This is a genomic window from Methylobacterium sp. M6A4_1b, assembly GCF_053345175.1.
This window is the reverse complement of sequence record NZ_JBKEZQ010000006.1, coordinates 21,423-47,495: the sequence shown is the minus strand read 5'-3', so window position 1 is coordinate 47,495 and position 26,073 is coordinate 21,423. Positions and strand designations below refer to the sequence as shown.

Sequence of the window (26,073 nt, the reverse complement as noted above, 5' to 3'; positions counted from 1 at the left end):
GCAGGTGCGTTCACGGCTCAGCTATGTGATGCTGTGTAGGACCCTGACCCGAGCCCCTCGGAGATCTTCCCATGCCGTCTGAATGCTGGATTGCGCCGGATGACGTGCCCGCCCTCGCGGCCGAGGCCACGGCCCTGATCGACGCGGCCCTGAGCCGCCTGCCCGAAGCCGACCGGGCCGCGTTCTGGGCCTCGGTGCGCAAGTGCTACAACACGCCCTACAACGACCCGAAGCCCCGCGCGCTGCCGCGCCTGCAGGTGTCCGAAGCGACCGAGGCGGCGGGTCCAGCCCCCACGGTGGGTCCTTCCCTGTCGACGCTGGCCGCCCCCGCCCTCGCGAGCGTGATGGCGGCGCTGCCGGGCGTCTTCTCCGCCGAGCCCCACGCCGCCTGAGGGCTGCGGGACGCGCAATCCTGAAACCGGCGCCCCGCGGCGCCGCACATCCGGACGGCCGGCCGGGTCTCCCGGCCCGGCGATGTCCCGAAGGGTCTTCCATGATTCCTGTTCTGCGACACGGCCTCCGGCTCGGGGCCGCCCTCCTCGTCCTGTCCGGTTCCGCCGCCCTCGTCGGCGCCCCCCATCCCCTCGCGCTCGGCCAGGCCCGGGCACAGACCCAGGCACAGGCCCAGGAGGCCGCCCCCGAGGAGGCGGAGGCTCCGGGACGCAAGAAATCGCGCCGGGGGCGCGAGCGGGCGTCGAAGGCTGCCGTGACGGCGCCCGGCATGCAGCAGGCGACGCCGGTGGCGATCTTCGGCGACTGGAACGTCTTCGCCAACGGCCAGGGCAAGACCCGCGTCTGCTACGCCATCGCCCAGCCGCAGACGCGCTCGCCCAAGACCCTGAAGCGCGACACGGCCTACCTCTTCGTCACCGTGCGCAAGGCCGAGAACGTCGCCAACGAGGTCGCGGTGATGCTGGGCTTCCCCGCCAAGCCCGCCGGCAGCCAGGCCAAGGCCAATGCGGGCCCGGCGCCCACCGACCCGACCCTGAACCTCGGCGCCACCCGCTACGGCCTCGTCACCAAGGACAACAACGCCTGGCTCCAGAACCCGGCGGAGGAGACCCGCGTGGTCACCGAGATGACGCGCACGCCGAAGCTCCAGATCAAGGCCACCTCGCTGCGCGGCAATCCCACCCAGGACGACTACGCCCTGGCGGGGTTCGGCGACGCGATGAAGCGCGCCCGCGAGGAGTGCAAGTAAAGGGGACTACGTCACCGCCCGGGCCGCCTCGGCCCGGATCGCCGCGAGGGTGAGATGGGCCGGCGGGCCGTCGCCGGCGAGGTTCAGCCCGTCGGCCCCGGTGGCGAGGAGGAGCGACAGCGCTTCCCGCAGCGAGGCCCCGGACGCGATCGCGGGGGCGTCCGCCAGGGCGCCGGGGCTCGCCAGGCTCCCGGCGGCGAGGAGGGCGAGGCGGCGCAGCGCCCGGTCCTGCCCGACGAAGCCGGCGGCGAAGGCGTCGGCCGGGGCGGCGAGGAGGCGTTCGGGGCGGTCGGCCTGGACGATGCGGCCCGCGCGCATGAGCACGACGCGGTCGCCCATCCGCATCGCTTCGTCGATGTCGTGGGTGACGATCAGCACGGTCTTGCCGAGGCGGCGCAGGATGGCCCCGATCTCGGCCTGCAGGCGATCGCGGGCGACGGGGTCCACCGCACCGAAGGGCTCGTCCATGAGAAGGACCGGCGGGTCGGCCGCCAAGGCCCGCGCGACGCCGACGCGCTGGCGCTGGCCGCCGGACAGTTCGTGCGGGCGGCGCCCCCGGTACTGCGCCGGATCGAGACCGACGAGGTCGAGCATCGCGTCGACCCGCTCGGCGATCCGGGTGCGGGTCCAGCCGAGCAGGCCCGGCACGGTGCCGACGTTGTCGGCGACGCTGCGGTGGGGAAACAGGCCGACGCCCTGGAGCACGTAGCCGATGCGCCGGCGCAGGGCGACGGGATCGCCCTGCATCACGTCCTGGCCGGCGACCAGGACGCGGCCGGCATCCGGCTCGACCAGCCGGTTGACCATGCGGAGCGTCGTGGACTTGCCGCAGCCGGACGGGCCGATCAGGGCGCAGACGCTGCCCTCGGCGACGGCGAGATCGAGGGCGTCGACCGCGGGGCGCTCGGCGCCGGGAAACCGCTTGCTGACACCTTCCAGGCGGATCACGGGGCCCTGGCCGGCGCGCGGTCCGGCGGCCGGCCCCTCAGCAGCCCTTGCACTCAGCAGCCCTTGCAGATCGAGCCCATGGTGGTGCGCATCTTGGTGTCCCAGGCCTTGTCGCGGGCGGCGGAGGCGCGCTGCGCCTTGGCCATGTCGCCCTCGGTGGAGGCGCGGGTATAGGGGGCCTTGCCCGAATCCGCGCGGCCCGGCGGCTTGGTCACGCCGGTCGGGGCGACGTTGCGCTGGGGCGTGCCCGAGGACGGCTGAGCCAGGACCGGTGCGGCGCCGAGGACGAGGGCCAGGACGGAGGCGGCGACGATGCGGGACATGATGGCGGGGAATCCCTGACAGGTGACGCGGTGCCGGGACGACCGAACGTGACGAGTCCCGCGACCCGCTGATCCCATGCGTCTACGACGGGGACCGCTCAGGATTATGGCATCTCGGCCGCACGGCGCGAAGGACGGGCCGGGCAGCGCGTGCGAAATGGCACCCGCCCCGGGCGACATCGGATCGGACCGTGATCACGGTCCGCTGAGGAAGCCGATCCGCTCCCGCGCCGGCTGGCCGAGCCAGAGCAGGGCGGCGCCGATCACGAGGGCGATCAGGGCGGCCGGCGCCAGGGTCAGGGGCAGGACCAGGATCTTCCACAGCCAGGGGGCGACGCTTTCCACCGTGCCCTGGAGCGCGTTCGCCCGGTCCTTGAACAGGGTGAAGGCGAGGTCGCTGACGCTGGTGACCCGCAGGCTGTTGTTCGCGATGGAGCGGGCTCCGTCGTAGACGAGGCAGACGAAGCCCGCCGCGAGGAAGACGAGGCCGAGGAAGCGGCTGAGGAAACGGACCATCGCACCCGATCGCACCCGCCGGCATCCGCGCCGGCTGAAGGGCTGAGTAGGAGGGCGCGCCGACGGGCGCAAGCCACCGATCTCCAGGCCGCGGGTGCCCCGCTGGCCGGGCCTGCCGGCCGCGCGGTTTGCGCCGGCTCGCGATCGCGCCATATGCGGGCAGGGGGCCGCGCGGCAGGCGGGGTCCGGCCGCAACCCGAGACCCGACCCGAGCCCATGCGCGACGCCTCCACGCTCCCCAATTCCTTCGACCCCGATTCCTTCGACCCCAGTTCCGTCGATCCCTTGCCGGCACCCGGCGAGACCGCACCGCCCCTCGGTCTGGTGATCTTCGATTGCGACGGGGTGCTCGTCGACAGCGAGCCGATCAGCCTGGCGCGCCTGACGGCCGGTCTCAACCGCATCGGCGTCCCCATCGACGTCGAGACCGTGCGGGCGCGCTTCGCCGGCACCTCGATGGCCTCGATCATGGGGCACATCGCGCAGGATTACGGGATCACGGCGCCGGAAGGCTTCGTCGAGGCGGTGAAGGCGGACACCCTGCGCGCCTTCGACACGGAACTGCGCGCCGTCGCGGGCGTCGCCGCGGCGGTGTCCGCCCTCCGCCTGCCCACCTGCGTCGCCTCCAGCAGCGACCCCGTGCGCCTGCGCCATTCCCTCGGGCTCACCGGGCTGCTGCCCCTGTTCGAGGGACGGATCTTCTCCTCGACCATGGTGGCGCGGGGCAAGCCGGCGCCGGACCTGTTCCTGCACGCCGCCGCCACGATGGGCATGGCGCCCGAGGCCTGCCTCGTCATCGAGGACAGCGTGCCCGGAGTCACGGCGGCCCGCGCCGCCGGCATGCGCGTCGTCGGCTTCAGCGGCGGCGGCCACTGGACGCACGACCCGGCCGCCGCGGACCTGACCCGGGCCGGCGCGGCCCGGATCTTTCGCGATTACCGGGACCTCGCCGCCGTCATCGCGGCTGCCTGAAGAGGGTTGCGAAGGAAGCGCGCGCGCCGGGAACCGAGCGGGGCCGTTTCTGCCACGGACTGTGCTGCATTCGGAAGATCGATCCGTTGACGAAACGCAGCGGGATGAGCATCTTTGAGACGTTCGGTGACGCCAGTTCGCGTCGCCGGGCCGCGGTGATTTGAACTGTGTAGCTTGCGCCGCGTCATCAAACGCTAAAGCACCGCGATGCGCTCGCGCCTCGTGGTCCTTCTTGGAAAGGATGACTTGCCGTGACTGTCTGCAACGCACCCTTGCTGTGGAGCGATGTCGTGCTCCTCCGAACCTCGGATCTCCGGTCCCAACGCGGCTGCTGTCGAGGCTGACCGCCCCGTCGCGTCCCACCGTTCGTCTTTCGCCGGCTCCGCGCCGGCCACCGGAGTCCTTGTCATGCCCCATCTTCAGATCGAGGCCGAGCGGGCGCTGAATCGCCTGCACGCGGTCCCCAGCTTCGTGGATCACCGGGCGGAGCGCGCCCGCAACCGCCTCCATGCCGAGCCCGCCCCGGCCCGGATCATCGAGGTCGGCGAGGTCACCGCCGGGATCGCCGTCCCGGAACCCGGCGGCGTGCGCTTCTTCTCGTCGAGCCGCGACTTCGCCCCCCTCGACGGCACGGTCTTCCGCAGCGTCGAGCAGGCGGCCCGCGCCGCCCGGGACCGGTTCCGCAGCCGGACCCGTCCCGCCGCCGGCGGGCGGGCGCCCCGGTTCCAGGCGGTCTGACGGGGTCGGGCCGCCCGCCTTAGACCGGCCAGGCCGCGTCGCGGTAGGCCCCGTCCCAGAACAGGTATTCGAGGCGGGTGGCCTGGGCGTAGGCGTGGTGCATGCGCGCCCGGACCTCCGACGAGGCGCCCCGGGCCGCTTCGTCGGTGGCCGCGATCATGGCGGCCACCGCCTGGGCGAAGTCCTCGCCCGCATAGGTGTCGATCCAGGCGCGGTACGGGTTGTCGGCCCGCGCCCGGGAGACGATGTCCCGGCCGATCTCGGCATAGATCCAGAAGCACGGTAGCAGCGCGCCGAGCACCACTTCGTAGGGCTCCGCATAGGCGGTGGCGACGAGGTAGGAGACGTAGTGGTCGCAGGGCGGCGAGAGCGGGGTCTTGGCGAAGGTCTCGGCGTCGATGCCGTAATCGCGGAAGAAGCCGCCGTGGAGCGAGCGCTCCACCACGATGGCGGTCTCGGCCGCCCGGGCGAACTGCACCATCCGGTCCGGGTTCGGCGCCTTCGCGGCGGCCAGCGCCAGGGCGCGGCCGAAGCCCACGAGGTAGTGCGCGTCCTGCACGATGTAGTGGATGAAGCGCGCCCGGGTCAGGGTGCCGGCGGCGAGCTCGGCGTTGAAGGGCATGGTGCGGATCGCCTCGTAGGCCTCCGCGTTGCGCGTCCAGGCTTCGGACGAGAACGTCGTCATGTCCGGCTCTCCCGCTCGAAGGACAGGGCGACGCCGTGGCGGACGCGGGCTCCCGGCGCCAGCAGGCGCTGCGAATCCCGATCCTTGAGGTCGCCGGCAAAGCCCGCCCAGTCGGCGTGCCCGGTCCAGCATTCCAGCGAGAGGAACGGGGCCGTCGGCTTGGTCCAGATCGCGAGGTGGGGGAAGTCCGACACCGCGAGGCGGATCGCCGTGCCGTCGGGTCCGGTGAAGCGCATCCAGGCGCTGGCCGCATCCCGGAGGACCAGGGCCTCGCTGAAGAGCGCCGGATCGAGGGGCAGGGTGTCGCCCTCGAGGGGAATCGGCCGCTCGTCGCGCAGGAGCAGGCCGCCCGGCCCGACCTCCGGTGCGAAGGGGCGCTCCGGGTGCTCGAAGCGGACCGCGTAGCCGCCTCCGGCCGCGCGGGTGCCGCCGGCGAAGGGCCAGGGGAAGGCCGGGTGGAACCCGAGCCCGTAGGGCAGGGGCACCGTGTCGGTGTTCTCGATCCAGATCTCGAAATCGAGGAGCCCGGGGCCGACCCGCGCGGTGATGTCGAGGCGGAAGGCGTAAGGGTAGTGCACCCGGGTCTCTTCGCTGTCAGTGAGGCGCAGGCTCACGCCATCCTCGGAGCGCTCGATCACCGTGAAGGGCAGGTCGCGGGCGAAACCGTGCTGGGGCATCGGGTAGGCCGCGTCGCCCACATGGACCGCGCCGTCGGTCGAGGCGCCGACCACCGGGAAGAGCCAGGGCGCGTGCCGGTTCCAGTGCGCGGGGTCGCCGCTCCAGAGATACTCGCGGCCTCCGACCTGCCAGGAGACGGGCTCGGCCCCGTCGGCGTCGATGACCGCCCGCGTGCCGTCGCCGGCCGTGATCGTGATCCGTTCGCCCATCTGCGTCCTGTCGTCCGGCTGGCCGCCCCCAGCGCGAGGGCGGCGGGATGAGGTCCTCAGCGTGCCTTCAGTACCGCCCGGCAGGCGGCGGGAAGCGCCGCCATCGTCATCGGCGGCCTCGGGCGCGGCGGCTTCGTCGCGGGCTTCGGGTTCATGATCGCGTCGCTGAACCAGTAGGCCAGCTCCTCGCCGCAACCGTCGCCGGAGGGCGGCGGCGCCTGGTCGCCGCACTGGTCCTGGCCCGCCGGGCAGGCGAGGCGGATGTGATAGTGGTAGTTGTGCCCGTACATCGGCCGGACCTTCGAGAGCCAGGCGCGGTCGCCGCCGGCCTCGCGGCACAGGGCCTTCTTGATCGCCGGGTTGACGAAGATGCGCGCCACCTCGCGCTCCTGCGCCGTCATCCGGATCAGCTTGAGGTGCTCGGGGGTCCAGACCTGCGGGTCGATGTCGAGGCGGTCGGGACGGACCACGTTGGTGGCGGAGGTCTCCTCGCGCTCGGCCCGGCTCATGCGGTGGTCGGGCATCGGGGTCAGCCAGATGTCGGCGTCGAGGCCGAGCTGGTGGGAGGCGTGGCCGGTGAGCATCGGGCCGCCGCGGGGCTGCGACATGTCGCCGACGAGGAGGCCGTTCCAGCCGATGCGGGGCGCCTTGGCGGCCAGGCGTTCCAGGAACTCCACGAGGGGCGGGGTGCCCCACATCCGGTTGCGCGACAGGCGCATCACCTGCCAGTTCGGCCCGTCGACGGCCAGCGCCTCGCCGCCGGAGAAGCAGCCCTTGGCATAGGAACCGTAGGCGTGGGCGGGGCCCGGCGCCGGGGTGGAGGCGCGGCCGAACAGGGCTTTCGCCGGCGTGTCCGGCGCGTCCGGGTTGGCGAGCGGCGGCAGGGGCTTCGGGTTGACGCTGCCCCGGTCCTGGGCCTGGGCGGGCAGGCAGAGGCCGAGAAGCAGGAACGTCGCGAGGCGAAGGCGAAGGGTCAGCGGAGGGCTCCCGGGATCGCGTCCCCGCCGGGCGGGGCGCCGAGGATCTTTGACAGGCGAGGATCTTTGACAGGCGAGGGATCTTTGACAGGCGAGGGATCGAGGACAGGCGAGGAGTCGAAGTCTCGCGCCCACGCTAGTCCATCGGGGATCGCCCCGTCGAGGGTCCGCGGCGCCGCCCTACTCCACCGGCGCCACGGCGATCCGGATCGTGTCGGCGGGCGCGCCGCTGACCAGGAGGGTGATCGGCGCGGTGCCGAGCTGGAACCGCACGCTCTTGGCGAGCATCGGGCAGCCGGGGCGCATCGTGCTGGCAGTCGCGGGGCGCGTGGTCTGGCCGTCCTGGCTGACATCGATCCAGGCCCGGTCCGACAGGGTGATCTGATACGCGCCGGGGGCGAGCGGCGCCTCGAGGTGCAGCGCGCCGCCGTAGGAGCCGGGCATCGGCTCCCGCGAGGGCGCGAAGGGCGGGGCGACCTCGCCCTGCGGCTTCAGGACGAGGATCGCGGCCGGCATCGCGGCCGGCAAGGTGCCGCCGGCCTCGACCCGCGGCAGGCTCGCGGCCGAGAACCAGGCCTGTTCACGCAGGAGCGACCAGTCGAACCGGGTGCAGGCCGTCGGGTCCGCGGCCGGCAGGGCGCCGGGCTCGCGGGATGGCGGCTCCTGCGCCCAGGCCACGGGGGCGGACAGGGTGAGGAGCGCGATCGCGGTGAGACGGCGCATCGTCCTCAATCCACCGCGACCAGCACGTCGGAGGACTTCACCACGGCATAGGCCTCGCCGCCGACGCTCAGCTTCAGGCTGTCGACGGATTCGTTGGTGATCGAGGCGGTGACCAGCTGGCCGCCGGCGATCTCGATCTTCACGTGGGCCGTGGTGGCGCCCTTCTCGACCGAGACGACCTTGCCCTTGAGGACGTTGCGTGCGCTGATCTTCATGGCGACGGATTCCCTGTTCTTGGTCCCGGCCCGGACGAATGGGGCCGGCGCGGCGGGACGATGCCGTCCGGGCCGGCGCGGTGCAAGCCGTCCGGATGCAACCCAGCACCGGAGCCCACGCGACCGTGATCGGCTCACGGAGCCTCGTCCGCCTCCGGCGCGCTCTCCTCCTCCGAGACCCGGCGGCGCGAACCCCATTCGGCGAGGACCGCATTGAGGTCGTCGAGCACGAAGTGGCGGGCGCTGTCGCGGTCGTAGCCCTCGTCCAGCAGGGTGTCGTATTCGGTGAAGACGTGGCGCGCATAGGCCACGAGGGCGAGCCAGGCCGCGTTGTCCGGACGCGCGTTGCGCAGGCCGGGACTCGCCAGGGCGCGGTCGACCACGGCCTCCGTCTCGAATTCGGGCAGGCGCGGGGCGAGCCGCGCCAGGACCGCCGTCACGGCTTCCCGCCGGTTCATCGCCCGTCTCTCATCCGCGCCATCCTCCGCCCGCACCGCTCGGCCACGGGGTGCGCGACGACGCCGGAAAAGTCCACGCCCGCCGATCGGACCCGCGCGGCGCCGCCCGGTCGGCAGGCGGGCTCGCCTCCGAACCCGAGCCGGCGCGCGATTCGAGGCTGTTTACAATGTTTCTCGCCGCCCCGGCGGACTGGTCTGTGCCAAAAAGGGTTTTCGAGAGGGCCGCGGTCTTCGCCCCTCCGCAGAGACCACGTAGATAGTGCATTCCGACTGGCTGATGATTTGTCGTGAATTGTTCGATAATGAATTGGTGTCAAATGTTGAGGGTCGGGCTCGGGAGCCGGACCGCACACCACGTTGACGGACCCTCACGTGACCCAGGACAATTCCGTTCTCATCGTCTCGGACAGGCCCCAGCTCGCGGCCCTGCTCTGCCGCGCCGTCGAGAACGTGATCGCCTGCCGCTGCATCGAGCCGCGCGAGGCCCTGCCGGCGACGCTGCCCCTCGTCGCGGTGGTCGACGTCAACGGTGACCCGCGCCTCGCCGCCACCTGGATCGCCCGCTTCCACGGCTTCCGAATCGCCAGCCTGCAACTGACCAACCAGGCGCCCGCCACCCGCGGCCGGGCCGCCGCGGCCACGCGCACCCTGCCGGCGGACGCGCCCCGCACGACGGTCCTCGCCACCCTGTTCGCCCTCGTGGACACCTGGCAGGCGGCTCGCCGGAACGCCGTCGCCGCCCCGGTCCGGAAGGTCCGCGACATCGCCGAACGGGCGCGGGCCGCCGTTGGCCTGGTGGCGGGCGCGTTCCAGGCCGCCGGAACCGGACGCCCCCTCAGCCCCGAGGAGATCGATACCGGGACGGAGCTGATCCTGGAGGCCGTCTCGGATTCCGGCATCCGCACCTGGCTCGACGTCATCCAGAGCCACGACCAGCATCTCTACCAGCACTCCCTCAGCGTCGCCGGCTATGCCGCCGCCTTCGGGGCCGGCCTGCGCCTCGCCCGCGCCGACCAGAAGCGCCTGGCGCGCGCCGCCCTGCTGCACGACGTCGGCAAGGCGAAGATCCCCCTGGCGATCCTGAACAAGCCCGGCCGCCTCACGGACGAAGAGATGACGGTGATGCGCACGCATCCAGTGATCGGCGCCGACCTCCTCGCGGCCCAGGGCGGCTTCGACGAGGCGACCCTCGGGGTGGTGCGCTACCACCACGAGATGCTCGACGGCAGCGGCTATCCCGACGGTCTGAAGGGGGCGGCGATCCCCGACCTCGTGCGCCTCGTCACGATCTGCGACATCCACTCGGCCCTGACCGAGCGGCGCCCCTACCGCGATCCGCTGCCCCACGCGGAGGCCTATGCCCTGATGCAGGGCATGCTGCCCAAGCTCGACGCCGACCTCCTGGGGGCGTTCCGGCGCATGGTGCTCCAGGGCGTGCTCGACGACGCCGTCGCCTGAGGCCCGCGCCCCGGGACCGGTCCGCGGTCCGGATCGAGCCGGGCGGTGAAAATCCTGGCATCATAATGCCTGTCGAACGGGATCATCTCCCGATGCGGTGCAGACCGGAGAGATCCTCTCCCGGGTGCCGCGCATTCAAAAGAACGTTTCATTGATTCTCGGGCGTGCAACGGGCACGTTTTCGACAGATCGGAGCCACGGGAAATCCGTGGCCCAACCTGTTTTTCCAGAGCGAAGATCTTCGGAATGTCCAGTGCCGACCGACGCTCGTCTTGAGCGGTGGTGCAGGCACGTCCGGATGTCTTGGCGCTTACGAGAGTCGTCCCATGTCGCTGCCCCGCATCGTCGGCTTCACCGCCAATCTCCAGCGCCCCTCCAAGACCCGTGCGCTCGCCGAATCCCTGGCCAAGGCGGTCGGCGCGCATCTGCGGGCCGACATCCGCCTGTTCGACATGCTGGATGCCGGCACCGGGCTCGGCGCGGCCTGGTCGCGGGACCTGCTGCCGCTCCCGGCCCGCCGCATCGTCGAGGCCATCGAGGGCGCCGACGCGCTCATCGTGGGTTCGCCGGTCTACAAGGGCGCCTATACGGGCCTGTTCAAGCACCTGTTCGACTTCGTCGACCCGGCGGCCCTGGTGGGCAAGCCCGTGATCCTGTCGGCCACCGGCGGCGGTCCGCGCCACGCCCTCGTGGTCGAGCATTCCCTGCGCCCGCTCTTCGGGTTCTTCAGCGCCCACACCATCCCGAGCGCGGTCTACGGCTCGGACGCGGATTTTCGCGACGGCGTCCTCGTCGACCCGGGCGTGAAGGCCCGCATCGGCGACGCGGCGGGCCAACTCGCGGACCTGCTCCAGGCGCGGGCCGCCCGCGCCGGGACGCCGGAGGCCGCGGCCCCCGTCGCCGCCTTCGCCAGCGCCGGCTGAAGGCGGTCCGGCGATGCTCTCCCGACGCCACCTCGTCGCCGGCGCCCTCGCGGCGGCCGCCCTGCCCGGACCGGCGATCCGGGCGGCCCGGGCCGCCGAGGGCGGCACCTTCCGGATCGGCTACCAGAAGAACGGCATCCTCGTCGTCGCCAAGCAGCAGGGCACCATCGAGCAGGCGCTCAAGCCGCTCGGCGTGTCCGTGCGCTGGACCGAGTTCTCGTTCGGACCTCCCGTCCTCGAGGCTCTGGGCATGGGCGCCATCGATTTCGGCCAGACCGGCGCGCCGCCCCCGGTCTTCGCCCAGGCCGCGGGCAACACCCTGCTCTACGTGGCGGCCCAGGATGCCGGCGGCTCCGGCGAGGCCATCCTGGTGCCGCAGGGCTCGTCCCTGACGGCGCTCGCCGATCTCAAGGGGAAGCGCGTCGCCTTCGCCAAGGGGTCGAGCGCGCATTACCTCGTCGTCCGCGCGCTCGAGAAGGCCGGGCTGACCTACGCGGACATCGAGCCCGTGACCCTGGCGCCCGCCGATGCGGCGGCCGCCTTCGCGCGCGGCGCCGTCGACGCCTGGGCGATCTGGGACCCCTACTTCGCCATCGCCGAGCGCCAGCCCGGCACCCGCATCCTGGCCAGCGCCGCCGAGATCGAGAAGCCCACCAACTTCTTCCTCGGCAACCGGGACTTCACGCAGGCGAACGCCCCCGTGGTCCAGGCGGCGGTCTCCGCCCTGGCCGAGGTCGCGGCCTGGTGCGAGGCGCATCGCCCGGAGGTCGCCGCCCTGCTCTCGAAGGGCACCGGCGTGCCCCTCGACGCGACCCGGCGGGCCGTCGACCGCAGCGTCTACGTGATCGCGCCGCTCTCCGAGCCGGTCATCGCCGGCCAGCAGCGCGTGGCCGACCGCTTCCAGGCCCTGGGCCTGATCGCCAATCCCATCCGCGTCCGCGATGCCGTGTGGACCCCGCCGGCTCCCCCGGCGAGCAAGGGCTGACCCTGCCATGACCCCATCCCTCGGCATCCGCACCCTCGAGCGCCTGACGCCCTGGCTGGTGCCGGCCGCGATCCTGCTCGGCTGGCAGGTCGCCGCCTCCACCGGCCTCGTCTCCACCCGGTTCATGCCGGCGCCCTCCGGCGTCCTTGCGGCGGGCTGGCAGGCCGCGCGCAGCGGCGAGCTCTGGACCAACCTCTCGATCAGCTTCGCCCGGGCGGCCGTCGGCTTCCTCATCGGCGGCGGCATCGGCTTCGCGCTCGGCCTCGCCAACGGGCTGTCGCGGCTCTCCGAGCGCCTCACCGACACGACGCTGCAGATGATCCGCAACATCCCGCACCTGTCGCTGATCCCGCTCGTGATCCTGTGGTTCGGCATCGACGAGGAGGCCAAGCTCTTCCTCGTGGCCATCGGGGTGTTCTTCCCCGTCTACGCCAACACCCTGCACGGCATCCGCTCGGTGGACCCGCAGCTCGTCGAGATGGGCCGGGTCTACGGCATGTCGCCCACCACCCTGTTCCGGCGCGTGGTCCTGCCCGGCGCGCTGCCGTCGATCTTCGTGGGCCTGCGCTACGCGCTCGGCATCATGTGGCTGACGCTGATCGTCGCCGAGACGATCTCGGCCTCCTCCGGCCTCGGCTACATGGCCATGCAGGCCCGCGAGTTCATGCTGGTGGACGTCGTGGTGCTGGCCATCGTGATCTATGCCGGCCTCGGCAAGGCCGCCGACGCCGTGACCCGGCTGCTGGAGCGGCGGTTCCTGGCCTGGAACCCGGCCTACCGGAACGCGTGAGGCGCCGGCGGCGCCGCGCCGGGAGCCCGCACCCCCCTCTCCCAGATCCCATCTCCAGATCCGACGGTCCCCTCCATGCTCGCCACCGCCCATCGCGTCCTCGAGGACACCCGGACCCGTGAGCCGGACGCCCGCGCCGTCGCCGCGCCGAAGGCGACCCGCGCCGCGGCGCCGCCCGCGCCGTCCTCGACCGGCATCGGCGTCACCATCCGGGACCTCAGGAAGGCCTTCGACGGCCACACGGTGATCGAGGGACTCGACCTGCACATCCCGGCCGGGCAGTTCGTGGCCGTGGTCGGGCGCTCGGGCTGCGGCAAGAGCACCCTGCTGCGCCTGATCCTCGGCCTGGAGCAGCCGAGCGCCGGCCGCATCGCCCTCGAATCGCGCGCGGTGCGCACGCCGCCGAAGCGGATCATGTTCCAGGAGCCGCGCCTGCTGCCCTGGGCCCGGGTCGTCGACAACGTGGCGGTGGGCCTCGGCGAGGGCGGCCCCAGGGCGGAGCGCCGCGCCCGGGCCGAGGCGGCGCTGGCCGAGGTCGGCCTCACCGAGAAGGCCGGCAACTGGCCCGCGACCCTGTCGGGCGGCCAGCGCCAGCGGGTGGCGCTGGCCCGCGCCCTCGTCAGCCACCCGGGGCTCCTCGCCCTCGACGAACCCCTCGGCGCGCTGGACGCCCTGACCCGCATCGACATGCAGGCGATGATCGAGCGCATCTGGCAGGCGCAGGGCTTCACCGCGATCCTCGTCACCCACGACGTCGCCGAAGCCGTGGCGATGGCCGACCGCATCCTCGTGGTGGAGGCCGGCCGCATCGCCCTCGACGTCGCCGTGGACGTGCCGCGCCCCCGCCGGCGGGGCGATGCCGACCTCGCGGCCCTGGAAGGCCGCATCCTCGACCACCTGTTGTCCGAGCGCGCGCCGTCCTGAGCGCCGCCTCTAACCGCAAGAGAGTTTTCCCATGACCGGACAGACCGACGTACTCTGGTTCCTCCCGACCCACGGCGACGGCCGCTATCTCGGCGCCCAGGAAGGCGCCCGCGACGTCTCGATCTCGTATCTCCGCCAGATCGCCCAGGCGGCCGACGAGCTCGGCTATTACGGCGTGCTCCTGCCCACCGGCCGCTCCTGCGAGGATTCCTGGGTGGTGGCCTCGGCCCTGGCGCCGCTCACGAAGCGCCTGCGCTTCCTCGTCGCCGTCCGCCCCGGCCTGCAGGAGCCGTCCATGGCCGCCCGCATGGCCGCGACCCTCGACCGGATCTCGGACGGGCGCCTGCTCATCAACGTCGTCACGGGCGGCGACCCCGTCGAGCTGCGCGGCGACGGCGTCTTCCTCGACCACGACGAGCGCTACGTCGTGACGGACGAGTTCCTGCACATCTGGCGCGGGCTGATGTCCGGCGAGACGGTGTCCTACGAAGGCAAGCACCTCAAGGTGCAGGAGGGCCGGGTGATCTTCCCGCCCGTGCAGACGCCCTATCCGCCGCTGTACTTCGGCGGCTCCTCGCCGGCCGGCATCGAGGTCGCGGCCGAGCATTGCGAGGTCTACCTGACCTGGGGCGAGCCCCCGGCGGGTGTGGCCGAGAAGATCGCCAAGGCGCGGGAGGCCGCCGACCGCAGGGGCAAGACCTTCTCCTACGGCATCCGCCTGCACGTCATCGTGCGCGAGACGGAAGGGGAGGCCTGGGCCGCTGCCGAGAACCTGATCTCGCGCCTCGACGACGAGACCATCGCCAAGGCCCAGGCGACCCTGAAGCGCCAGGATTCCGTGGGCCAGAGCCGCATGATGGCCCTGCACGGGGGCGACCGCACCAAGCTCGAGGTCTCGCCGAATCTCTGGGCCGGCGTCGGCCTCGTGCGCGGCGGCGCCGGCACCGCCCTGGTCGGCTCGGCCGATCAGGTCGCCGACCGGATGAAGGAGTACATCGACCTCGGCATCGACCGCTTCATCCTCTCGGGCTACCCGCACCTGGAGGAGGCCTACCGCTTCGCCGAGCTGGTCTTCCCCAAGCTCCCCCTGCGCGCCACCACCGGCGTCGGCCCGAGCAACGCCCGCAACAACGGTCCGTTCGGCGAGGTCATCGCCAACGACATCGTGCCCAGCCGCCGCATCGCGGCGCATTGAGCGAGCCCTCTCCTCGCAGAACGAGCCGCCTTCCCTCCCCCTCGTGGGGAGGGACCGAGGGTGGGGGCGCCGCCGCTGGCCTCCGCCCCTCGAGCGTCACCCGACCACCCCCACCTCCAACGCCTCCCCACAGGGGGGAGGAGGGTCCCGACACGAGGAGGATTTCCCCCATGCCCGCCGCCACCCGCGTTCTGTCCCTGCGCTCCGACGGCACCCGCCGCGCCTGGATCCTCCTCACCACCCTGGCGCTCCTGACCGTCGGCGCGCTCCACGCCCGCGCGGACGAGAAGGTGATCCGGATCGGCTACCAGAAATACGGCACCCTGGTCCTCCTCAAGGGCAAGGGCCTGCTGGAGCAGCGCCTGAAGCCGCTCGGCTACCGCGTCACCTGGGCCGAGTTCCCCTCGGGGCCGCCCCTGATGGAGGCGCTGAACGCCGGGGCCGTCGATCTCGGCTCGGCCGGCGAGGCGCCCCCGATCTTCGCCCAGGCCGCCAACCCGGACCTGCTCTATGTCGGCCACGAGCCGGCCGCCCCCAAGGGCGAGGCGATCCTGGTGGCGAAGGACGGCCCGATCCGGACGGTCGCCGACCTGCGCGGCAAGAAGATCGCCCTCAACAAGGGCTCCAACGTCCACTACTTCCTGGTCCGGGCCCTGGAGCAGGCGGGCGTGCCCTACGAGGCGGTGACCCCGACCTTCCTGGCGCCGGCCGACGGGGCCGCCGCCTTCGCGCGGGGGGCCGTCGATGCCTGGGCGATCTGGGACCCCTACCTCGCCTCGGGCGAGCGCAGCACCGGCGGGCGCATCCTCGTCGACGGCACCGACCTCGTGCCGAACCGACAGTTCTACCTCTCGACCCGCGCCTACGCGGCGGCCAACGGCCCGGCCCTCGACGCCACGCTCGCGGCGATCGGCGAGATCGACGCCTGGGCCAAGGAGAACACCGACGCGGTGGCGGCCGAGCTCGCCCCCTCCGTCGGCATCCCGGCGCCGATCCTCACGGTGGCCCTGCGCCGCCTCACCTACGGGGTCACGCCCCTGAACGCCGAGACCACCGCCGACCAGCAGAAGGTCGCCGACACCTTCCACCGCCTCGGCCTGCTGCCGAAGCCCGTGGACGTGGCCTCGGCGGTGAGGAAGCCCGGGAGCTAGAGCGGCGTGGTTCCGGCCACGTCGGGCGGCACATCTCTGGATTGAGATTTCGTGGGTCGAGCGCTACCGTGCCGTCGGTTCCGACGTGAACCGACGGCATCCAATCCACGGGGGGCACGTGAAGGGTCGGACATTCGTCCTCCTGTTCGTGGGAGTGGTCTTGGTCACGCTCGACACCCTGATCGCTGTACCGTTATGGGCGCTCCAGGCCGCCGCGCCGGCGATCACGAAGCCACCCCTCGTCCAAGGGCTGCCGGATCGTTTCGCCGAGGCCGACATCGCCTTCCGGGCGCGCGTCGCCGACATCTTTCCGCCCGGGTTTCCCGAGGCCGACCTGATCCGGCGTCTAAGCGCCGAGGGCTTCGCCCAGCACTCCACCGGGGCTTCGGACACGCCCGAGACGCGATGGGCCTTTGTCCGGTTGCCGATGTCGGCCTGCGTCGTCACGTGGCGCGTGCGCTGGCAGGCGCGGGACGGCCATCTCGTCACGGCGACGGGAGACCAGGGCGCGACCTGCCTGTGAAGCGCGGCCGGTCCGACAGACTTACGACGGTCGCCGTGATTGCGGTGACCGGCGCGCTCGCCGTCGTTCTGGTCACGCGCCTTCGCGATCCGACGCCTCCCAATCACATCACGCCGAATCATGCGTTCAAGGGCAAGCGGTGATCGAAGCCGTTGCCGCGCGCTCCCCCTGTGCCCGAAGCCGCTCCAGGAAGGCGGCGGCGAGTCGGCCGCGCGTCGCCGGGTCGTCGCTGCCCTGGCGCAGCAGCACCCGGTTGTCCTTGCGCAGGATATGGGCGTGGACGGGCACCTGCAGCGGCGGCGCGTTCGGCCGCAGGTCGGCGGCCAGACCCTGCGGCCCGCCGCTGAGGCGGTGGATGCCCAGCGCCAGGCAGCCGACCCGGAGGCGGGCCAGCGCGATCAGGTCCTCGAAGGGGGCCGGCGGCGGGCCGAAGCGGTCGACCACCTCGCTGCGCAGGGCCTCGACCTCCTCCGGGTTCGTGAGGCGCAGGGTGCGGGTGTAGAGGCTCAAGCGGACCTCCGGCTCGGGCACGTAATCGGCCGGCACCGCGCCGGAGAGGCCGAGACGGATCTCCGGGTTCCAGTCCTCGGCGGGCTCGCCCTTGGCGGCGCGCAGCGCCAGGTGCAGCAGGTGCTGGTAGAGCCCGAGGCCGATCAGCTTGACGTGGCCGGCCTGGTTCTCGCCCACGAGGTCGCCCGCCCCGCGCAGATCGAGGTCCCGGGCGCTGATGGCGAAGCCCGCGCCGAGGCGGTCGAGGGCCTCCAGCGTCCGCAGGCGCTTCTCGGTGGCGGGCGTCAGCGGGCGGTCGGGGCGGCTGAGGAGGTAGACCACGCCGCGGCGCTGGCCGCGCCCGACCCGGCCGCGCAGCTGGTGCAGCTGCGACAGGCCGAAGCGCTCGGCGTCCCACACCAGCATGGTGTTGGCGCGCGGCACGTCGAGCCCGCTCTCGATGATGCTGGTGGCGAGCAGCACGTCGCCCTCGCCGTCGGCGAAGCGCACCATCACGTCGTCCATCTCGGCGGCGTTGAGGTCGCCATGGGCCACCCGGGTCTGCAGGTCCGGGACGAGCTTGGCGAGGCGGGCCGCCATCGGGGCGATGTCCTCGATGCGCGGGCAGACCACGAAGCTCTGGCCGCCGCGACGGTGCTCGCGCGTGAGGGCGTCGCGCATCGCCTCCTCCTCGAAGGGCGCGATCACGGTGCGGATGGGCTGGCGCACGGAGGGCGGCGTCGCGATGACGCTGAGGCTCTGGAGCCCGACCAGCGCGCTCTGCAGGGTGCGGGGAATCGGGGTCGCGGTCAGCGTGAGCACGTGGCCGTCGCCGGCCGCCTCCCGCAGCCCCTGCTTGATCCTGGCGCCGAAGCGCTGCTCCTCGTCGATGACCATCAGGCCGAGATCGGCGAAGCCCACGCCCTTGGCCGCGAGGCAGTGGGTGCCGACCACGAGGCGGATCGACCCGTCGGCCAGCCCCGCCTTCACCCGCTTGGCCTCGGGGGCCGAGACGAGCCGGGAGAGGTGGGCGACCGCGATGCCGAAGCGGGCGAAGCGCCGGGCGAAGGTCTGCACGTGCTGGCGCGCCAGCACCGTGGTCGGGGCGACGATCGCCACCTGCTTTCCGGCGAACACGGCCGCGGCGGCGGCCCGCAGGGCCACCTCGGTCTTGCCGAAGCCGACATCGCCGCAGACGAGGCGGTCCATCGGACGGCCCGAGGCGAGGTCCGCCATCACGCCGGTGACGGCGCTCGCCTGGTCGGCGGTCAGCGCGAAGCCGAAGCCGGCGGCGAAGCGCTCCATCGCGCGGTCGGGCGGCACCAGCACCGGTGCCCGGATCGCCCGGCGCTTCTCGGCATCGGCCAGCATCACCCGGGCGGCCCGGGCCATGCAGGCCTCCGCCTCGAGGCGGCGGCGCCCCCAGCTTCCGCCCTCCAGCTTGTCGAGGGTCACGGCCTCGACCTCGGAGCCGTAGCGCCAGATCCGGTCGGCCTGCGAGACCGGCACCATCAGGATGCCGTCGCCGGCAAAGCGCAGGCGCAGGGCGTCCTCGGTCCCGCCGTCGCCGGTCCCGACCGCCGCGAGGCCTTCGAAGACGCAGAGCCCGTTGTCGCGATCGACGGCGACGTCGCCGATGCGCAGCTCGACCTCGCCGATGGGCAGGATGGCGCTCGGGCCTCCGGCCGGCGCGGTGGCGACGTTCCCGCCGAAGAGGTCGGCGGCGGCGATCACCGCCATCCCCGCGCCGGGCACCCGGAAGCCCGCCTCGATCGGGGCCTCCAGGGCGAGGAGCGCGCCGGGCTTGGCCGCGACGGCCTCGGCCCAGGCCCGCACCGGCCGCGCCTTGCGTCCCAGCGCCCGCTCGGCGATGCGGACCAGCCGCGCCAGCGGCTCGACCGGCCCCGTGAGGAGGATGCGGTCGCCCGCCTTCAGGCGCTCGCGCAGGGTCTCGGCCAAAGCCGTGTTCGGCCGGGCCTTGCGCACGAAGACCGGCATGGTGAGGTCCGCGCCGCCGCCACCTTGCGCCTCGGCGACCCGGCGCGCGGCCAGCTGCGCCGCCCAGTCCTCGGGGCTGAGGTAGAGCCCGCCATCGTCGGCCCCGCCGCGCCGGGACCGGGCCGCGGCCTCGCGGCCTTCCGCGATCTGCTCGAAGAAGGCCTGCGCCCGCTCCTCCGCCCCGTCCTCGACGACGAGGCGCGCGGCGGGCACCTGATCGAGGACGGTGACGAGGGACGGGTAGTACCGGGCGAGGCCGTGTTCCTGGCCGGTGAAGGGCACGAGCCGGCTCTCCGAGCCCTCGGGCAGCACGATCTCGGTGGCGGGATCGATCACCAGCACGTCGGCATCGGCCAGGGAGCGCTGCGAGACCGGGTCGTAGGAGCGGATCGCGGTGACCCGGCCCTCCTCGTACTCGATGCGGCAGGGCCGGTCGGCGGCGGCCGGGAAGACGTCGACGGTGCGGCCCCAGACCGCCACCTCGCCGGGCTCGTCGACCCGGTCGTCGAGGATGTAGCCGAGGCGCTGCAGGAAGGCGGAGACGGCGGAGGGATCGAGGGCGTCGCCGACGCGAAGCTCCAGCCGCGCCTGCGCCCAGGTCCCGGCCGGGGGCACGCGCTGGATCAGGGCCGGGGCGGTGGTGAGCACGATGTCGGGCAGGGCCGCCGTGTCGGTGAGCCAGCGCAGCACGCCGGCGCGCGCGCCCATCACCCCGCGCGACGGCGAGGCGCGGTCGTAGGGCAGGCAGTCCCATTCCGGGTAGATCGCGACGCTGCGCTCCGGCGAGAGCGCCCGCAGGATCTTCGCGATCCGGTCGAGCCGGTGGCTCTCGCGGGCCATGTGGACCAGGGGCCTGCCGGTCTGCGTCAGGTCCAGGAGAGCGACCGCGAGGGCGCCGGTGGGCACGAGCGGAGCGACGATCTCCGGGGTGGGGGCCGGCGCGACGACGGGGCGGGGGGCGTTCGCGGATGCCTTCGCGGATACCTGCGCGGATGCCGGCTTCGGCGCCGCCCCGGCAAAGAGCTTGACCTTGGCAGGAGGCTTGACCTTGGCAGGCGGCTTGGCCTTGGCAGGCGGCTTGGCCTTGGCAGGAGGCTTGGCCTTGGCAGGAGGCTTGGCCTTGGCAGGAGGCTTGGCCTCAGCGGGTGGCTTGGCCTTGCCCTTGGCCGGCTCCTTGGCCGTCGCGGTCGGAGCGGGAGACGACGCAGTCCTGCGTTTTGCCATATGGGGTGTGCGCTGCCCGGCTCGAGGATGGGATTCCGGAAACGCGGCCGACGCCTCCCCGGCTCCGCGCTTTCGCCGTCCGTCCCCAGTTTGTCGCAGGCCTGTGGATCACATCTCCGGGTCGGGCGCCGCCTCAAGGCGGCCCTGGGCGATGGCGGCCTGGAAGGCGACGAAGTCGGCCTCGTTCTGGTCGCCGTAGGCGAAGGCCCAGTCCGCCAGGGCCTCGCGCAGGTCGCAATGCCGGTCGCGACCGCAATAGCCCGCGATGGCGGCCGCATCCCCCGTGCGGGCGTGGGCCCGCGCCAGCAGGGCGCCGTAGGCCCAGGAGAAGGTGATCAGCGGCTGCCCCGTGAGCCCGGCGACGGGGATGTCGCCCTTCATGTTCTTCATCTGGCGCACGTAGAACGGGCGATCGGCGATGGTGGTCCAGCCCAGCAGCGGGTCGCCCACCGCCTGGAGCAGGCGCTGGCCGTAGATCACCCGCTCGCCCTCGTGGTCGCCGTAGGCGTCGGGCATGCCGGCGAGGTAGGGGGCGTGGGCCGGCGTCACCGCCTCCTTGACCTGGAGGAAGAGCACGTCCTGGTCGGAATTCCCGCACAGGAGGGCGACATAGGCGCGGGTGCCCACGCTGCCGACCCCGACGACCCGGTGGGCGACGTCCACCACGTGGTAGCGGCTGAGCATGAACCGGCGCTCGCGCGGCAGGGTCTCGGCATAGTGCTCCAGGCCGCCGATCACCGCCTCGCGGGTCTCCGCATCGACGCCGGTGAGGATCGGGGGTTCCTCCTTGAAGCGCCAGCCGCCGTCGGTGCGGCGCTCGCCGACCCGGGCGAGCAGGCTCTTGTTGTGCTTCCGGCGCGCCTTCTCCACCGCCTTGGCGATGACCGCCTCGGAATGGGCGTCGATGGTGAGGCCGGCGAAGTCGAGCTGGTCGGCCCGGGCCGCCTGGTGCCAGACGTCGAGGGGTCCCTGCGGCGACAGCTCGGTCATGGTGTGCTGGTAGCCCGCCACCGCCGCGCGGGTGGCCTCGCGGCGCTCGGCCTTGTCGACCCCGTCGGTGCGCGCCGCCACCTCGATGCTGGCGACGAGCCGCTTCAGGTCCCATTCCCAGGGGCCGATCGTGACCTCGTCGAAGTCGTTGAGGTCGAGGACGATGTCGCGCTGGGGCGTGCCGAACAGGCCGAAATTGGCCAGATGCGCGTCACCGTTCATCACCACCGCGATGCCGCTGCGCGGCGTGTGGGCGAGGTCCCAGGCCATGACGTGGGCGGCCCCGCGCAGGAAGGCGAAGGGCGAGCTCGCCATGCGGGCGACCCGCAGGGGAATCAGCTGCTCCTGGCGTCCGCGATGCGCCGCCTCGATCAGGGAGACGGGGTCCGGCCGGTCGCCGGGCGGCGTCCAGGCGGCGTGGGCCGCGTGGGGAACGACCGCGCGCAGGGCCTTGCCGGCGTGCCGGCGCCTGTCCCAGGGCTCGCCCGCCTCGCGCAGGTTGATGCGCGGGATGTCGGCGAGCGGCGCCAGCAGGATGTCCTCGGCCTCCTGCCGGATCTCGGTCACGCTCGACTCGTCGACGCGAAGGCCGACATCCTGGGGGCAGTCCATGCACGGTCCTCACACGCGAATTCGTGAAGGACAAATCTTGACCGTTTGCGATCGTTCCCGGGGCAACACGTCTCAGCGCCGGCGTTCATCCCGGCCGAAAGTCGTTCGCACCCGTCACCGGAGATGTCGTGACCGTGGACGCTGCGCCGCCCTGCAACGATCCGATCGACCACGAGGATGATCGGCCGCATCGCGGAGTGGAGGCCGGGGTCCGGATTTGAACCGGACGTGCGAATCCTTGCAGGGATCCTGGCTTTACACTCACCCACCTGGCCGAAAACCAACAAGCATGGATCTCGCGGTGAATCAAGCGGGTGATATCTTGGGCGTGCCAAGTCCGTTAGCGGAGGATGAAGATCAATCCGGTCCGTGCCGCGCCGCTATGCTGTGCGATCCCCACGCCCGTCGGCGCGATGCTTCGCCCGACCCCCGGCGGCGGCCGGCTGATCCCTGCCGGTGCCTCGACCGCCATCCCCGCGGGCCGTGGCCGATTGACCCGCGCGGGCAAACCGCGTTCTTGAGCGCGGCGATTCAGGAGTGCTCGACCGATGTCCGTAACGTCCGTCCCGACGACGCCCTATGACGACCAGAAGCCGGGCACGTCCGGCCTGCGCAAGAAGGTGCCGGTCTTCCGGCAGGCGCGCTACGTCGAGAACTTCGTCCAGGCGATCATCGACTGCATCCCCGACCGGGCCGGCACGACCCTGGTCCTCGGCGGCGACGGGCGCTTCCTGAACCGCCAGGTGGTGCAGACCACCCTGAAGATCGCCGCCGCCAACGGCTTCGCCCGCGTGCTGGTGGGCCGGGGCGGCCTGCTCTCGACCCCGGCCGCCTCCTGCGTCATCCGCAAGCACGGCGCCATCGGCGGCATCATCCTGTCGGCGAGCCACAACCCGGGCGGGCCGGAGGGCGATTTCGGCATCAAGTTCAACACCGCCAATGGCGGCCCGGCCCCCGAGACCGTCACGGCGGCGATCTACGCCCGCACCAGGGCGCTGACCGAATACCGGATCGTCGCGGGTCCCGATCTCGACCTCGACACGATCGGCGAGACCCGGATCGGCGACATGACCGTCGCGGTGATCGACCCCGTCGCGGACTACCTCGCGCTGATGCGCGAGCTCATCGACTTCGACGCGATCACGCGCCTGTTCGCGAGCGGCTTCCGCATGCGCTTCGACGCCATGAGCGCGGTCACGGGTCCCTACGCCCACGCCATCCTCGAGGGCGTGTTCGGCGCCGAGCCCGGCACCGTCCTCAACGGCACGCCGCGGGAGGATTTCGGCGGGCACCATCCGGACCCGAACCCCGTCCACGCCCACGACCTCTACGAACTGATGCTGAGCGCGCAGGCACCGAATCTCGGCGCGGCCTCGGACGGCGACGGCGACCGCAACATGATCGTGGCGCCCGGCCTGTTCGTGACGCCGAGCGACAGCCTCGCGATCCTCGCGGCGCATGCCCACCTCGCCCCGGGCTACGCCAAGGGCCTCGCGGGCGTCGCCCGCTCCATGCCGACGAGCCGGGCCCTCGACCGCGTGGCGGCGTCGCTGGGCATCAAGGCCTACGAGACACCCACCGGCTGGAAGTTCTTCGGCAACCTGCTCGATGCCGGCCTGATCACCCTCTGCGGCGAGGAGAGCGCCGGCACCGGCTCGAACCACGTCCGCGAGAAGGACGGGCTCTGGGCCGTGCTGATCTGGCTCAACATCCTGGCGGTCACGGGCAAGCCGGCCGACGCCGTGGTGCGGGGCCATTGGGCGACGTTCGGGCGCGACTACTACACCCGGCACGATTACGAGGAGATCGATTCGGAGGCCGCAAAGCGCCTGATGGAGGGTCTGCGCGCCAAGCTCGCCGGCCTGCCGGGCCAGAGGCTCGGCGACCTCACCGTCGCGGCCGCGGACGACTTCCGCTACGTCGATCCCGTCGACGGCTCCGTCACCGAGCAGCAGGGCGTGCGCGTCACCTTCGCGGAGGATGCCCGGGTGGTCTACCGCCTCTCCGGCACCGGCACCGCGGGCGCGACCCTGCGGGTCTATGTCGAGCGCTACGAAGCCGCGCCCGACCGCCTCGAATTGCCGGTGGCGGAGGTGCTGGCCCCGGTGGTGGCGGTCGCCAACGCCCTCGCCGACATCGCCGCGCTCACCGGCCGCTCCGAGCCGAGCGTCATCACCTGAGGCGCGAGGGGCCGCACGGGCGCCCGTGATTACGGCGCGGCGTGTCGGCCTGGCACGCACGCGCTGCCCCTGCCTGTGCCGATCTCGGCGGACGATCCCGCCGCGACCCGCGGCCGACGGCCGGCGCGGGGCGGGCGGCGCCTTCTAGCGCGGGTTCTGCCAGGTGGTCGCGGCGGGGGCCGTCGTGACCGGGGCGAGGCTGCCGGTGGCGACCGGGGCGGCCGGGCGAACCGGCGCGGCGCGCTCCTCCGCCATCCGCAGCTTGCGCGGCGCGACCGCGGCCCGCCGGGCGGCGCGGACCCGGCGGCGGCGCGGACGCGGGCTCTCGGAGGTGGCGCCGATATAGCCGCCGACGATGCCGCCCACGACCGCGCCCACCGGGCCGCCGACCAGGGCGCCCGCCACCGCGCCGGTGCCGACGCCCACCGTGGTCTTGCTCGCGGCCATCGCCGCCTGCGGCGCCGCGAGGACGCCGATGAGCAGCAGCGCGGAGGTGAATCCCTTCATGGTACCCGTAACCCCTTGATTCCGGCCGTGGTCCCTGGCGGTCCACCGTGACGAAATCGGGGCCGCACCCGGCGCGGGCGGGGTTTCGGCGGATCGGATGCTCACGACACGCCGGGTCTGTGCTTTGCGTGCATCACTCGTCTTGCCCGGCGCGCTGGCCCTTCGCCGCGATCGTCGGGAGAAGGGCGAGGATGTCCGGAAATTCCGGACGCGCCTCGATCCGAGGCCCGGTGCAGGCCCGCTCCAGGTCGCGCCAGGGGCCGGAACCGATGTTCGCGAGGCCGAGGAGTTCGCCCAGCAGCAGCCCCCAGGCCCGCACCTCGACCCGGCGCAGGGCCGCGCCGGCCGAGCCCCCGGGCAGGATCGAGGCGGCGCCGAAATCGCTGACGACGGCCCGCCCGTCCGTGCCGTCCCACAGGATGTTGTGGCCGTAGAGGTCGCCGTGCAGGATGCCGCGGGCGTGAAGATGGGCGCAGGCCTCCGCGGCGCCGCGGGCGATGCGCAGGGCCGTCGCGGGCGACAGGGCGAGGCCGGGCGCGTAGACGTCGCGGCTGCAGCTCTCCAGGCTCGGCGGGCCGGCGAGCACCCGCCAATCCGCCGGCAGCAGCGGCATCAGCAGCCCCTCCATGCCCTCCGGGTGATCGACGATCCGCCCGAGGGCGCCGGTGAGGTGCGGGTGCGCCCCCGCCGCGAGGCAGGCGGCCATCTCGCGCTCGGGCAGGCCGTCGCTGGTCATGGCGCCCTTGAACAGCTTCAGGGCGACGGCCTCGGCCGGGGCTCCGTCGCGGCGCCAGAGCGCCCGGTGCACGCGCCCCGAGGCGCCCTCGCCGAGGAGGGCGCCGGGTTCGAGATCGCGCCAGGGGACGCCCGGCACGTCGCGCTGCCCGGGCGCGTCGTCGAGGGGATTGCCGGCGAAGGAGGTCCAGGCCAGGGCGGGCAGGCCGGTCAGCCAGGGCGGCAGCGCCTCCAGGCGGTTGGCGGCCAGGCGCACCAGTTCGAGGTTCGGCGCCCCCGCCAGGCTCTCGGGCAGAGCCGCCAGGGCGTTGCCCGAGAGCATGAGCTTCTGCAGGCGCGGGCGCGCCCCGAGGGCGTCGGGCAGGGTCGCGATGCGGTTGTCCGTGAGCGTGAGCCAGCGCAGGGCGGGGGGCAGGGCCTCGCCCGGCACCTCCACGAGCCCGGTGCCGCGGAAGCCGACCTGGCTCAGGGCCGGGCATTCGCCGAGCACCGGCGGCAGGCGGGTGAAGCGGCTGCCCGAGCAGAACAGCACGCGCAGGTGCCGGAGGCGCCCGAACTCCGCCGGCAGCGCATCGAGGTGGCTGCCGCTCAGGTCCAGGAGTTCGAGGGTGTCGGCGAGCCCGAGGATCTCGCGCGGGAACTCGGCGAGGCCGGGGGGAAAGCGCAGCACCCGGGCGCCGGCGCAGTCGCCCCGGCGCAGGGCGGCCAGCAGGTCTCGGGTCATCGCGGGGCGGCGGAGCGTCGGG

General features: G+C 72.9%; 26 protein-coding genes and 1 tRNA gene. 13 read left to right on the top strand and 14 right to left on the bottom strand.

Annotation, left to right across the window (positions count from 1 at the left end):
* Positions 1-71 precede the first annotated feature (71 nt).
* Both ACLBWX_RS08250 and ACLBWX_RS08245 read left to right on the top strand, forming a co-directional pair.
* Positions 72-392 (top strand): hypothetical protein, encoded by a 321-nt coding sequence (locus ACLBWX_RS08250; protein ID WP_447676587.1) that lies wholly within the window; start codon positions 72-74, stop codon positions 390-392.
* Between the two features lie 101 nt (positions 393-493).
* Positions 494-1,201: an invasion associated locus b family protein gene (locus ACLBWX_RS08245; protein ID WP_447676586.1), complete on the top strand. Its 708-nt coding sequence runs from the start codon at positions 494-496 to the stop codon at positions 1,199-1,201.
* Between the two features lie 6 nt (positions 1,202-1,207).
* Here ACLBWX_RS08245 and ACLBWX_RS08240 read toward each other — a convergent pair whose 3' ends face one another.
* The 3 genes from ACLBWX_RS08240 to ACLBWX_RS08230 form a co-directional block, all read right to left on the bottom strand.
* Positions 1,208-2,149 (bottom strand): ABC transporter ATP-binding protein, encoded by a 942-nt coding sequence (locus tag ACLBWX_RS08240; RefSeq protein ID WP_447676585.1) that lies wholly within the window; start codon positions 2,147-2,149, stop codon positions 1,208-1,210.
* 53 nt (positions 2,150-2,202) lie between these two features.
* Positions 2,203-2,472, bottom strand: a complete 270-nt coding sequence (locus tag ACLBWX_RS08235; protein ID WP_447676584.1) for a hypothetical protein — start codon at positions 2,470-2,472, stop codon at positions 2,203-2,205.
* A gap of 195 nt (positions 2,473-2,667) precedes the next feature.
* Complete coding sequence (locus ACLBWX_RS08230; protein ID WP_447676583.1) at positions 2,668-2,988, bottom strand: PetM family of cytochrome b6f complex subunit 7; 321 nt, start codon at positions 2,986-2,988, stop codon at positions 2,668-2,670.
* A gap of 216 nt (positions 2,989-3,204) precedes the next feature.
* Between ACLBWX_RS08230 and ACLBWX_RS08225 the strand changes: the two genes are divergently transcribed.
* Positions 3,205-3,960 (top strand): HAD family hydrolase, encoded by a 756-nt coding sequence (locus ACLBWX_RS08225; protein ID WP_447676582.1) that lies wholly within the window; start codon positions 3,205-3,207, stop codon positions 3,958-3,960.
* A gap of 408 nt (positions 3,961-4,368) precedes the next feature.
* Positions 4,369-4,698, top strand: a complete 330-nt coding sequence (locus tag ACLBWX_RS08220; protein ID WP_447676581.1) for a hypothetical protein — start codon at positions 4,369-4,371, stop codon at positions 4,696-4,698.
* Positions 4,699-4,717: 19 nt separating this feature from the next.
* Here the strand turns inward: ACLBWX_RS08220 and tenA are convergent, their stop codons facing one another.
* The 6 genes from tenA to ACLBWX_RS08190 all read right to left on the bottom strand — a co-directional run bounded on the left by tenA (position 4,718) and on the right by ACLBWX_RS08190 (position 8,643).
* Positions 4,718-5,383, bottom strand: coding sequence for a thiaminase II (gene tenA, locus ACLBWX_RS08215; RefSeq protein WP_447676580.1), 666 nt, complete (start codon positions 5,381-5,383; stop codon positions 4,718-4,720).
* On the bottom strand, positions 5,380-6,270 hold the full coding sequence (locus tag ACLBWX_RS08210) for an aldose 1-epimerase family protein (protein ID WP_447676579.1): 891 nt from the start codon (positions 6,268-6,270) through the stop codon (positions 5,380-5,382). The genes tenA and ACLBWX_RS08210 overlap by 4 nt, the downstream gene beginning before the upstream one ends.
* Before the next feature lie 56 nt (positions 6,271-6,326).
* Positions 6,327-7,247 carry a penicillin-insensitive murein endopeptidase gene (gene mepA / locus ACLBWX_RS08205; RefSeq protein WP_447676746.1) on the bottom strand — a complete coding sequence of 307 codons (921 nt, stop codon included), beginning with the start codon at positions 7,245-7,247 and terminating at the stop codon, positions 6,327-6,329.
* 180 nt (positions 7,248-7,427) lie between these two features.
* Positions 7,428-7,970 (bottom strand): hypothetical protein, encoded by a 543-nt coding sequence (locus tag ACLBWX_RS08200; RefSeq protein WP_447676578.1) that lies wholly within the window; start codon positions 7,968-7,970, stop codon positions 7,428-7,430.
* Positions 7,971-7,975: 5 nt separating this feature from the next.
* The gene (locus ACLBWX_RS08195) at positions 7,976-8,185 is read right to left on the bottom strand and encodes a TOBE domain-containing protein (protein ID WP_447676577.1); all 210 of its coding nucleotides are present in this window, start codon (positions 8,183-8,185) and stop codon (positions 7,976-7,978) included.
* Positions 8,186-8,319: 134 nt separating this feature from the next.
* On the bottom strand, positions 8,320-8,643 hold the full coding sequence (locus ACLBWX_RS08190; RefSeq protein ID WP_447676576.1) for a DUF2293 domain-containing protein: 324 nt from the start codon (positions 8,641-8,643) through the stop codon (positions 8,320-8,322).
* A gap of 372 nt (positions 8,644-9,015) precedes the next feature.
* On the opposite strand from ACLBWX_RS08190, the gene ACLBWX_RS08185 reads away from it, so the two are divergent.
* The 8 genes from ACLBWX_RS08185 (at position 9,016) to ACLBWX_RS08150 (ending at position 16,592) form a co-directional block, all read left to right on the top strand.
* Positions 9,016-10,101: an HD-GYP domain-containing protein gene (locus ACLBWX_RS08185; RefSeq protein ID WP_447676575.1), complete on the top strand. Its 1,086-nt coding sequence runs from the start codon at positions 9,016-9,018 to the stop codon at positions 10,099-10,101.
* Between the two features lie 326 nt (positions 10,102-10,427).
* Positions 10,428-11,024 carry an FMN reductase gene (gene msuE / locus ACLBWX_RS08180; protein ID WP_447676574.1) on the top strand — a complete coding sequence of 199 codons (597 nt, stop codon included), beginning with the start codon at positions 10,428-10,430 and terminating at the stop codon, positions 11,022-11,024.
* A 13-nt stretch (positions 11,025-11,037) separates the two neighbouring features.
* Complete coding sequence (locus tag ACLBWX_RS08175) at positions 11,038-12,009, top strand: aliphatic sulfonate ABC transporter substrate-binding protein (protein ID WP_447676573.1); 972 nt, start codon at positions 11,038-11,040, stop codon at positions 12,007-12,009.
* Positions 12,010-12,016: 7 nt separating this feature from the next.
* Positions 12,017-12,799: an aliphatic sulfonate ABC transporter permease SsuC gene (ssuC, locus tag ACLBWX_RS08170; protein ID WP_447676572.1), complete on the top strand. Its 783-nt coding sequence runs from the start codon at positions 12,017-12,019 to the stop codon at positions 12,797-12,799.
* A 75-nt stretch (positions 12,800-12,874) separates the two neighbouring features.
* Complete coding sequence (locus ACLBWX_RS08165) at positions 12,875-13,723, top strand: ATP-binding cassette domain-containing protein (RefSeq protein ID WP_447676571.1); 849 nt, start codon at positions 12,875-12,877, stop codon at positions 13,721-13,723.
* Positions 13,724-13,754: 31 nt separating this feature from the next.
* The gene (gene ssuD / locus ACLBWX_RS08160) at positions 13,755-14,918 is read left to right on the top strand and encodes an FMNH2-dependent alkanesulfonate monooxygenase (RefSeq protein ID WP_447676570.1); all 1,164 of its coding nucleotides are present in this window, start codon (positions 13,755-13,757) and stop codon (positions 14,916-14,918) included.
* Between the two features lie 170 nt (positions 14,919-15,088).
* Positions 15,089-16,069 (top strand): sulfonate ABC transporter substrate-binding protein, encoded by a 981-nt coding sequence (locus tag ACLBWX_RS08155; protein ID WP_447676569.1) that lies wholly within the window; start codon positions 15,089-15,091, stop codon positions 16,067-16,069.
* A gap of 160 nt (positions 16,070-16,229) precedes the next feature.
* Complete coding sequence (locus tag ACLBWX_RS08150) at positions 16,230-16,592, top strand: hypothetical protein (RefSeq protein ID WP_447676568.1); 363 nt, start codon at positions 16,230-16,232, stop codon at positions 16,590-16,592.
* Positions 16,593-16,718: 126 nt separating this feature from the next.
* On the opposite strand, the gene ACLBWX_RS08145 is transcribed toward ACLBWX_RS08150, so the two are convergent.
* From ACLBWX_RS08145 to ACLBWX_RS08135, 3 genes are all read right to left on the bottom strand, one after another.
* Complete coding sequence (locus tag ACLBWX_RS08145) at positions 16,719-20,303, bottom strand: helicase-related protein (RefSeq protein ID WP_447676567.1); 3,585 nt, start codon at positions 20,301-20,303, stop codon at positions 16,719-16,721.
* Positions 20,304-20,411: 108 nt separating this feature from the next.
* A complete protein-coding gene (locus tag ACLBWX_RS08140) occupies positions 20,412-21,905 on the bottom strand; it encodes a DUF2252 domain-containing protein (protein WP_447676566.1) in 1,494 nt (497 codons plus the stop codon).
* Positions 21,906-22,103: 198 nt separating this feature from the next.
* Positions 22,104-22,180, bottom strand: a tRNA-Cys gene (locus tag ACLBWX_RS08135).
* 273 nt (positions 22,181-22,453) lie between these two features.
* Here ACLBWX_RS08135 and ACLBWX_RS08130 point away from each other — a divergent pair.
* The gene (locus ACLBWX_RS08130) at positions 22,454-24,085 is read left to right on the top strand and encodes an alpha-D-glucose phosphate-specific phosphoglucomutase (RefSeq protein WP_447676565.1); all 1,632 of its coding nucleotides are present in this window, start codon (positions 22,454-22,456) and stop codon (positions 24,083-24,085) included.
* 144 nt (positions 24,086-24,229) lie between these two features.
* On the opposite strand, the gene ACLBWX_RS08125 is transcribed toward ACLBWX_RS08130, so the two are convergent.
* Together ACLBWX_RS08125 and ACLBWX_RS08120 are read right to left on the bottom strand one after the other, a co-directional pair.
* Complete coding sequence (locus ACLBWX_RS08125; protein ID WP_447676564.1) at positions 24,230-24,592, bottom strand: hypothetical protein; 363 nt, start codon at positions 24,590-24,592, stop codon at positions 24,230-24,232.
* Positions 24,593-24,725: 133 nt separating this feature from the next.
* Positions 24,726-26,051 carry a leucine-rich repeat-containing protein kinase family protein gene (locus tag ACLBWX_RS08120; RefSeq protein WP_447676563.1) on the bottom strand — a complete coding sequence of 442 codons (1,326 nt, stop codon included), beginning with the start codon at positions 26,049-26,051 and terminating at the stop codon, positions 24,726-24,728.
* Positions 26,052-26,073 lie beyond the last annotated feature (22 nt).

Excerpts from the sequence above, each read along its gene's own strand:
- ACLBWX_RS08235 (WP_447676584.1), bottom strand. The coding sequence starts at position 2,472 with ATGTCCCGCATCGTCGCCGCCTCCGTCCTGGCCCTCGTCCTCGGCGCC.
- ACLBWX_RS08120 (WP_447676563.1), bottom strand. The coding sequence starts at position 26,051 with ATGACCCGAGACCTGCTGGCCGCCCTGCGCCGGGGCGACTGCGCCGGC.
- ACLBWX_RS08250 (WP_447676587.1), top strand. The coding sequence starts at position 72 with ATGCCGTCTGAATGCTGGATTGCGCCGGATGACGTGCCCGCCCTCGCG.
- ACLBWX_RS08230 (WP_447676583.1), bottom strand. The coding sequence starts at position 2,988 with ATGGTCCGTTTCCTCAGCCGCTTCCTCGGCCTCGTCTTCCTCGCGGCG.
- ssuD (WP_447676570.1), top strand. The coding sequence starts at position 13,755 with ATGACCGGACAGACCGACGTACTCTGGTTCCTCCCGACCCACGGCGAC.
- ACLBWX_RS08125 (WP_447676564.1), bottom strand. The coding sequence starts at position 24,592 with ATGAAGGGATTCACCTCCGCGCTGCTGCTCATCGGCGTCCTCGCGGCG.
- ACLBWX_RS08200 (WP_447676578.1), bottom strand. The coding sequence starts at position 7,970 with ATGCGCCGTCTCACCGCGATCGCGCTCCTCACCCTGTCCGCCCCCGTG.
- ACLBWX_RS08130 (WP_447676565.1), top strand. The coding sequence starts at position 22,454 with ATGTCCGTAACGTCCGTCCCGACGACGCCCTATGACGACCAGAAGCCG.
- ACLBWX_RS08155 (WP_447676569.1), top strand. The coding sequence starts at position 15,089 with ATGCCCGCCGCCACCCGCGTTCTGTCCCTGCGCTCCGACGGCACCCGC.
- ACLBWX_RS08210 (WP_447676579.1), bottom strand. The coding sequence starts at position 6,270 with ATGGGCGAACGGATCACGATCACGGCCGGCGACGGCACGCGGGCGGTC.
- ACLBWX_RS08225 (WP_447676582.1), top strand. The coding sequence starts at position 3,205 with ATGCGCGACGCCTCCACGCTCCCCAATTCCTTCGACCCCGATTCCTTC.
- msuE (WP_447676574.1), top strand. The coding sequence starts at position 10,428 with ATGTCGCTGCCCCGCATCGTCGGCTTCACCGCCAATCTCCAGCGCCCC.
- ACLBWX_RS08245 (WP_447676586.1), top strand. The coding sequence starts at position 494 with ATGATTCCTGTTCTGCGACACGGCCTCCGGCTCGGGGCCGCCCTCCTC.
- ACLBWX_RS08220 (WP_447676581.1), top strand. The coding sequence starts at position 4,369 with ATGCCCCATCTTCAGATCGAGGCCGAGCGGGCGCTGAATCGCCTGCAC.
- ACLBWX_RS08165 (WP_447676571.1), top strand. The coding sequence starts at position 12,875 with ATGCTCGCCACCGCCCATCGCGTCCTCGAGGACACCCGGACCCGTGAG.
- ACLBWX_RS08140 (WP_447676566.1), bottom strand. The coding sequence starts at position 21,905 with ATGGACTGCCCCCAGGATGTCGGCCTTCGCGTCGACGAGTCGAGCGTG.
- ACLBWX_RS08190 (WP_447676576.1), bottom strand. The coding sequence starts at position 8,643 with ATGAACCGGCGGGAAGCCGTGACGGCGGTCCTGGCGCGGCTCGCCCCG.
- ACLBWX_RS08175 (WP_447676573.1), top strand. The coding sequence starts at position 11,038 with ATGCTCTCCCGACGCCACCTCGTCGCCGGCGCCCTCGCGGCGGCCGCC.
- ssuC (WP_447676572.1), top strand. The coding sequence starts at position 12,017 with ATGACCCCATCCCTCGGCATCCGCACCCTCGAGCGCCTGACGCCCTGG.
- ACLBWX_RS08195 (WP_447676577.1), bottom strand. The coding sequence starts at position 8,185 with ATGAAGATCAGCGCACGCAACGTCCTCAAGGGCAAGGTCGTCTCGGTC.
- tenA (WP_447676580.1), bottom strand. The coding sequence starts at position 5,383 with ATGACGACGTTCTCGTCCGAAGCCTGGACGCGCAACGCGGAGGCCTAC.
- ACLBWX_RS08145 (WP_447676567.1), bottom strand. The coding sequence starts at position 20,303 with ATGGCAAAACGCAGGACTGCGTCGTCTCCCGCTCCGACCGCGACGGCC.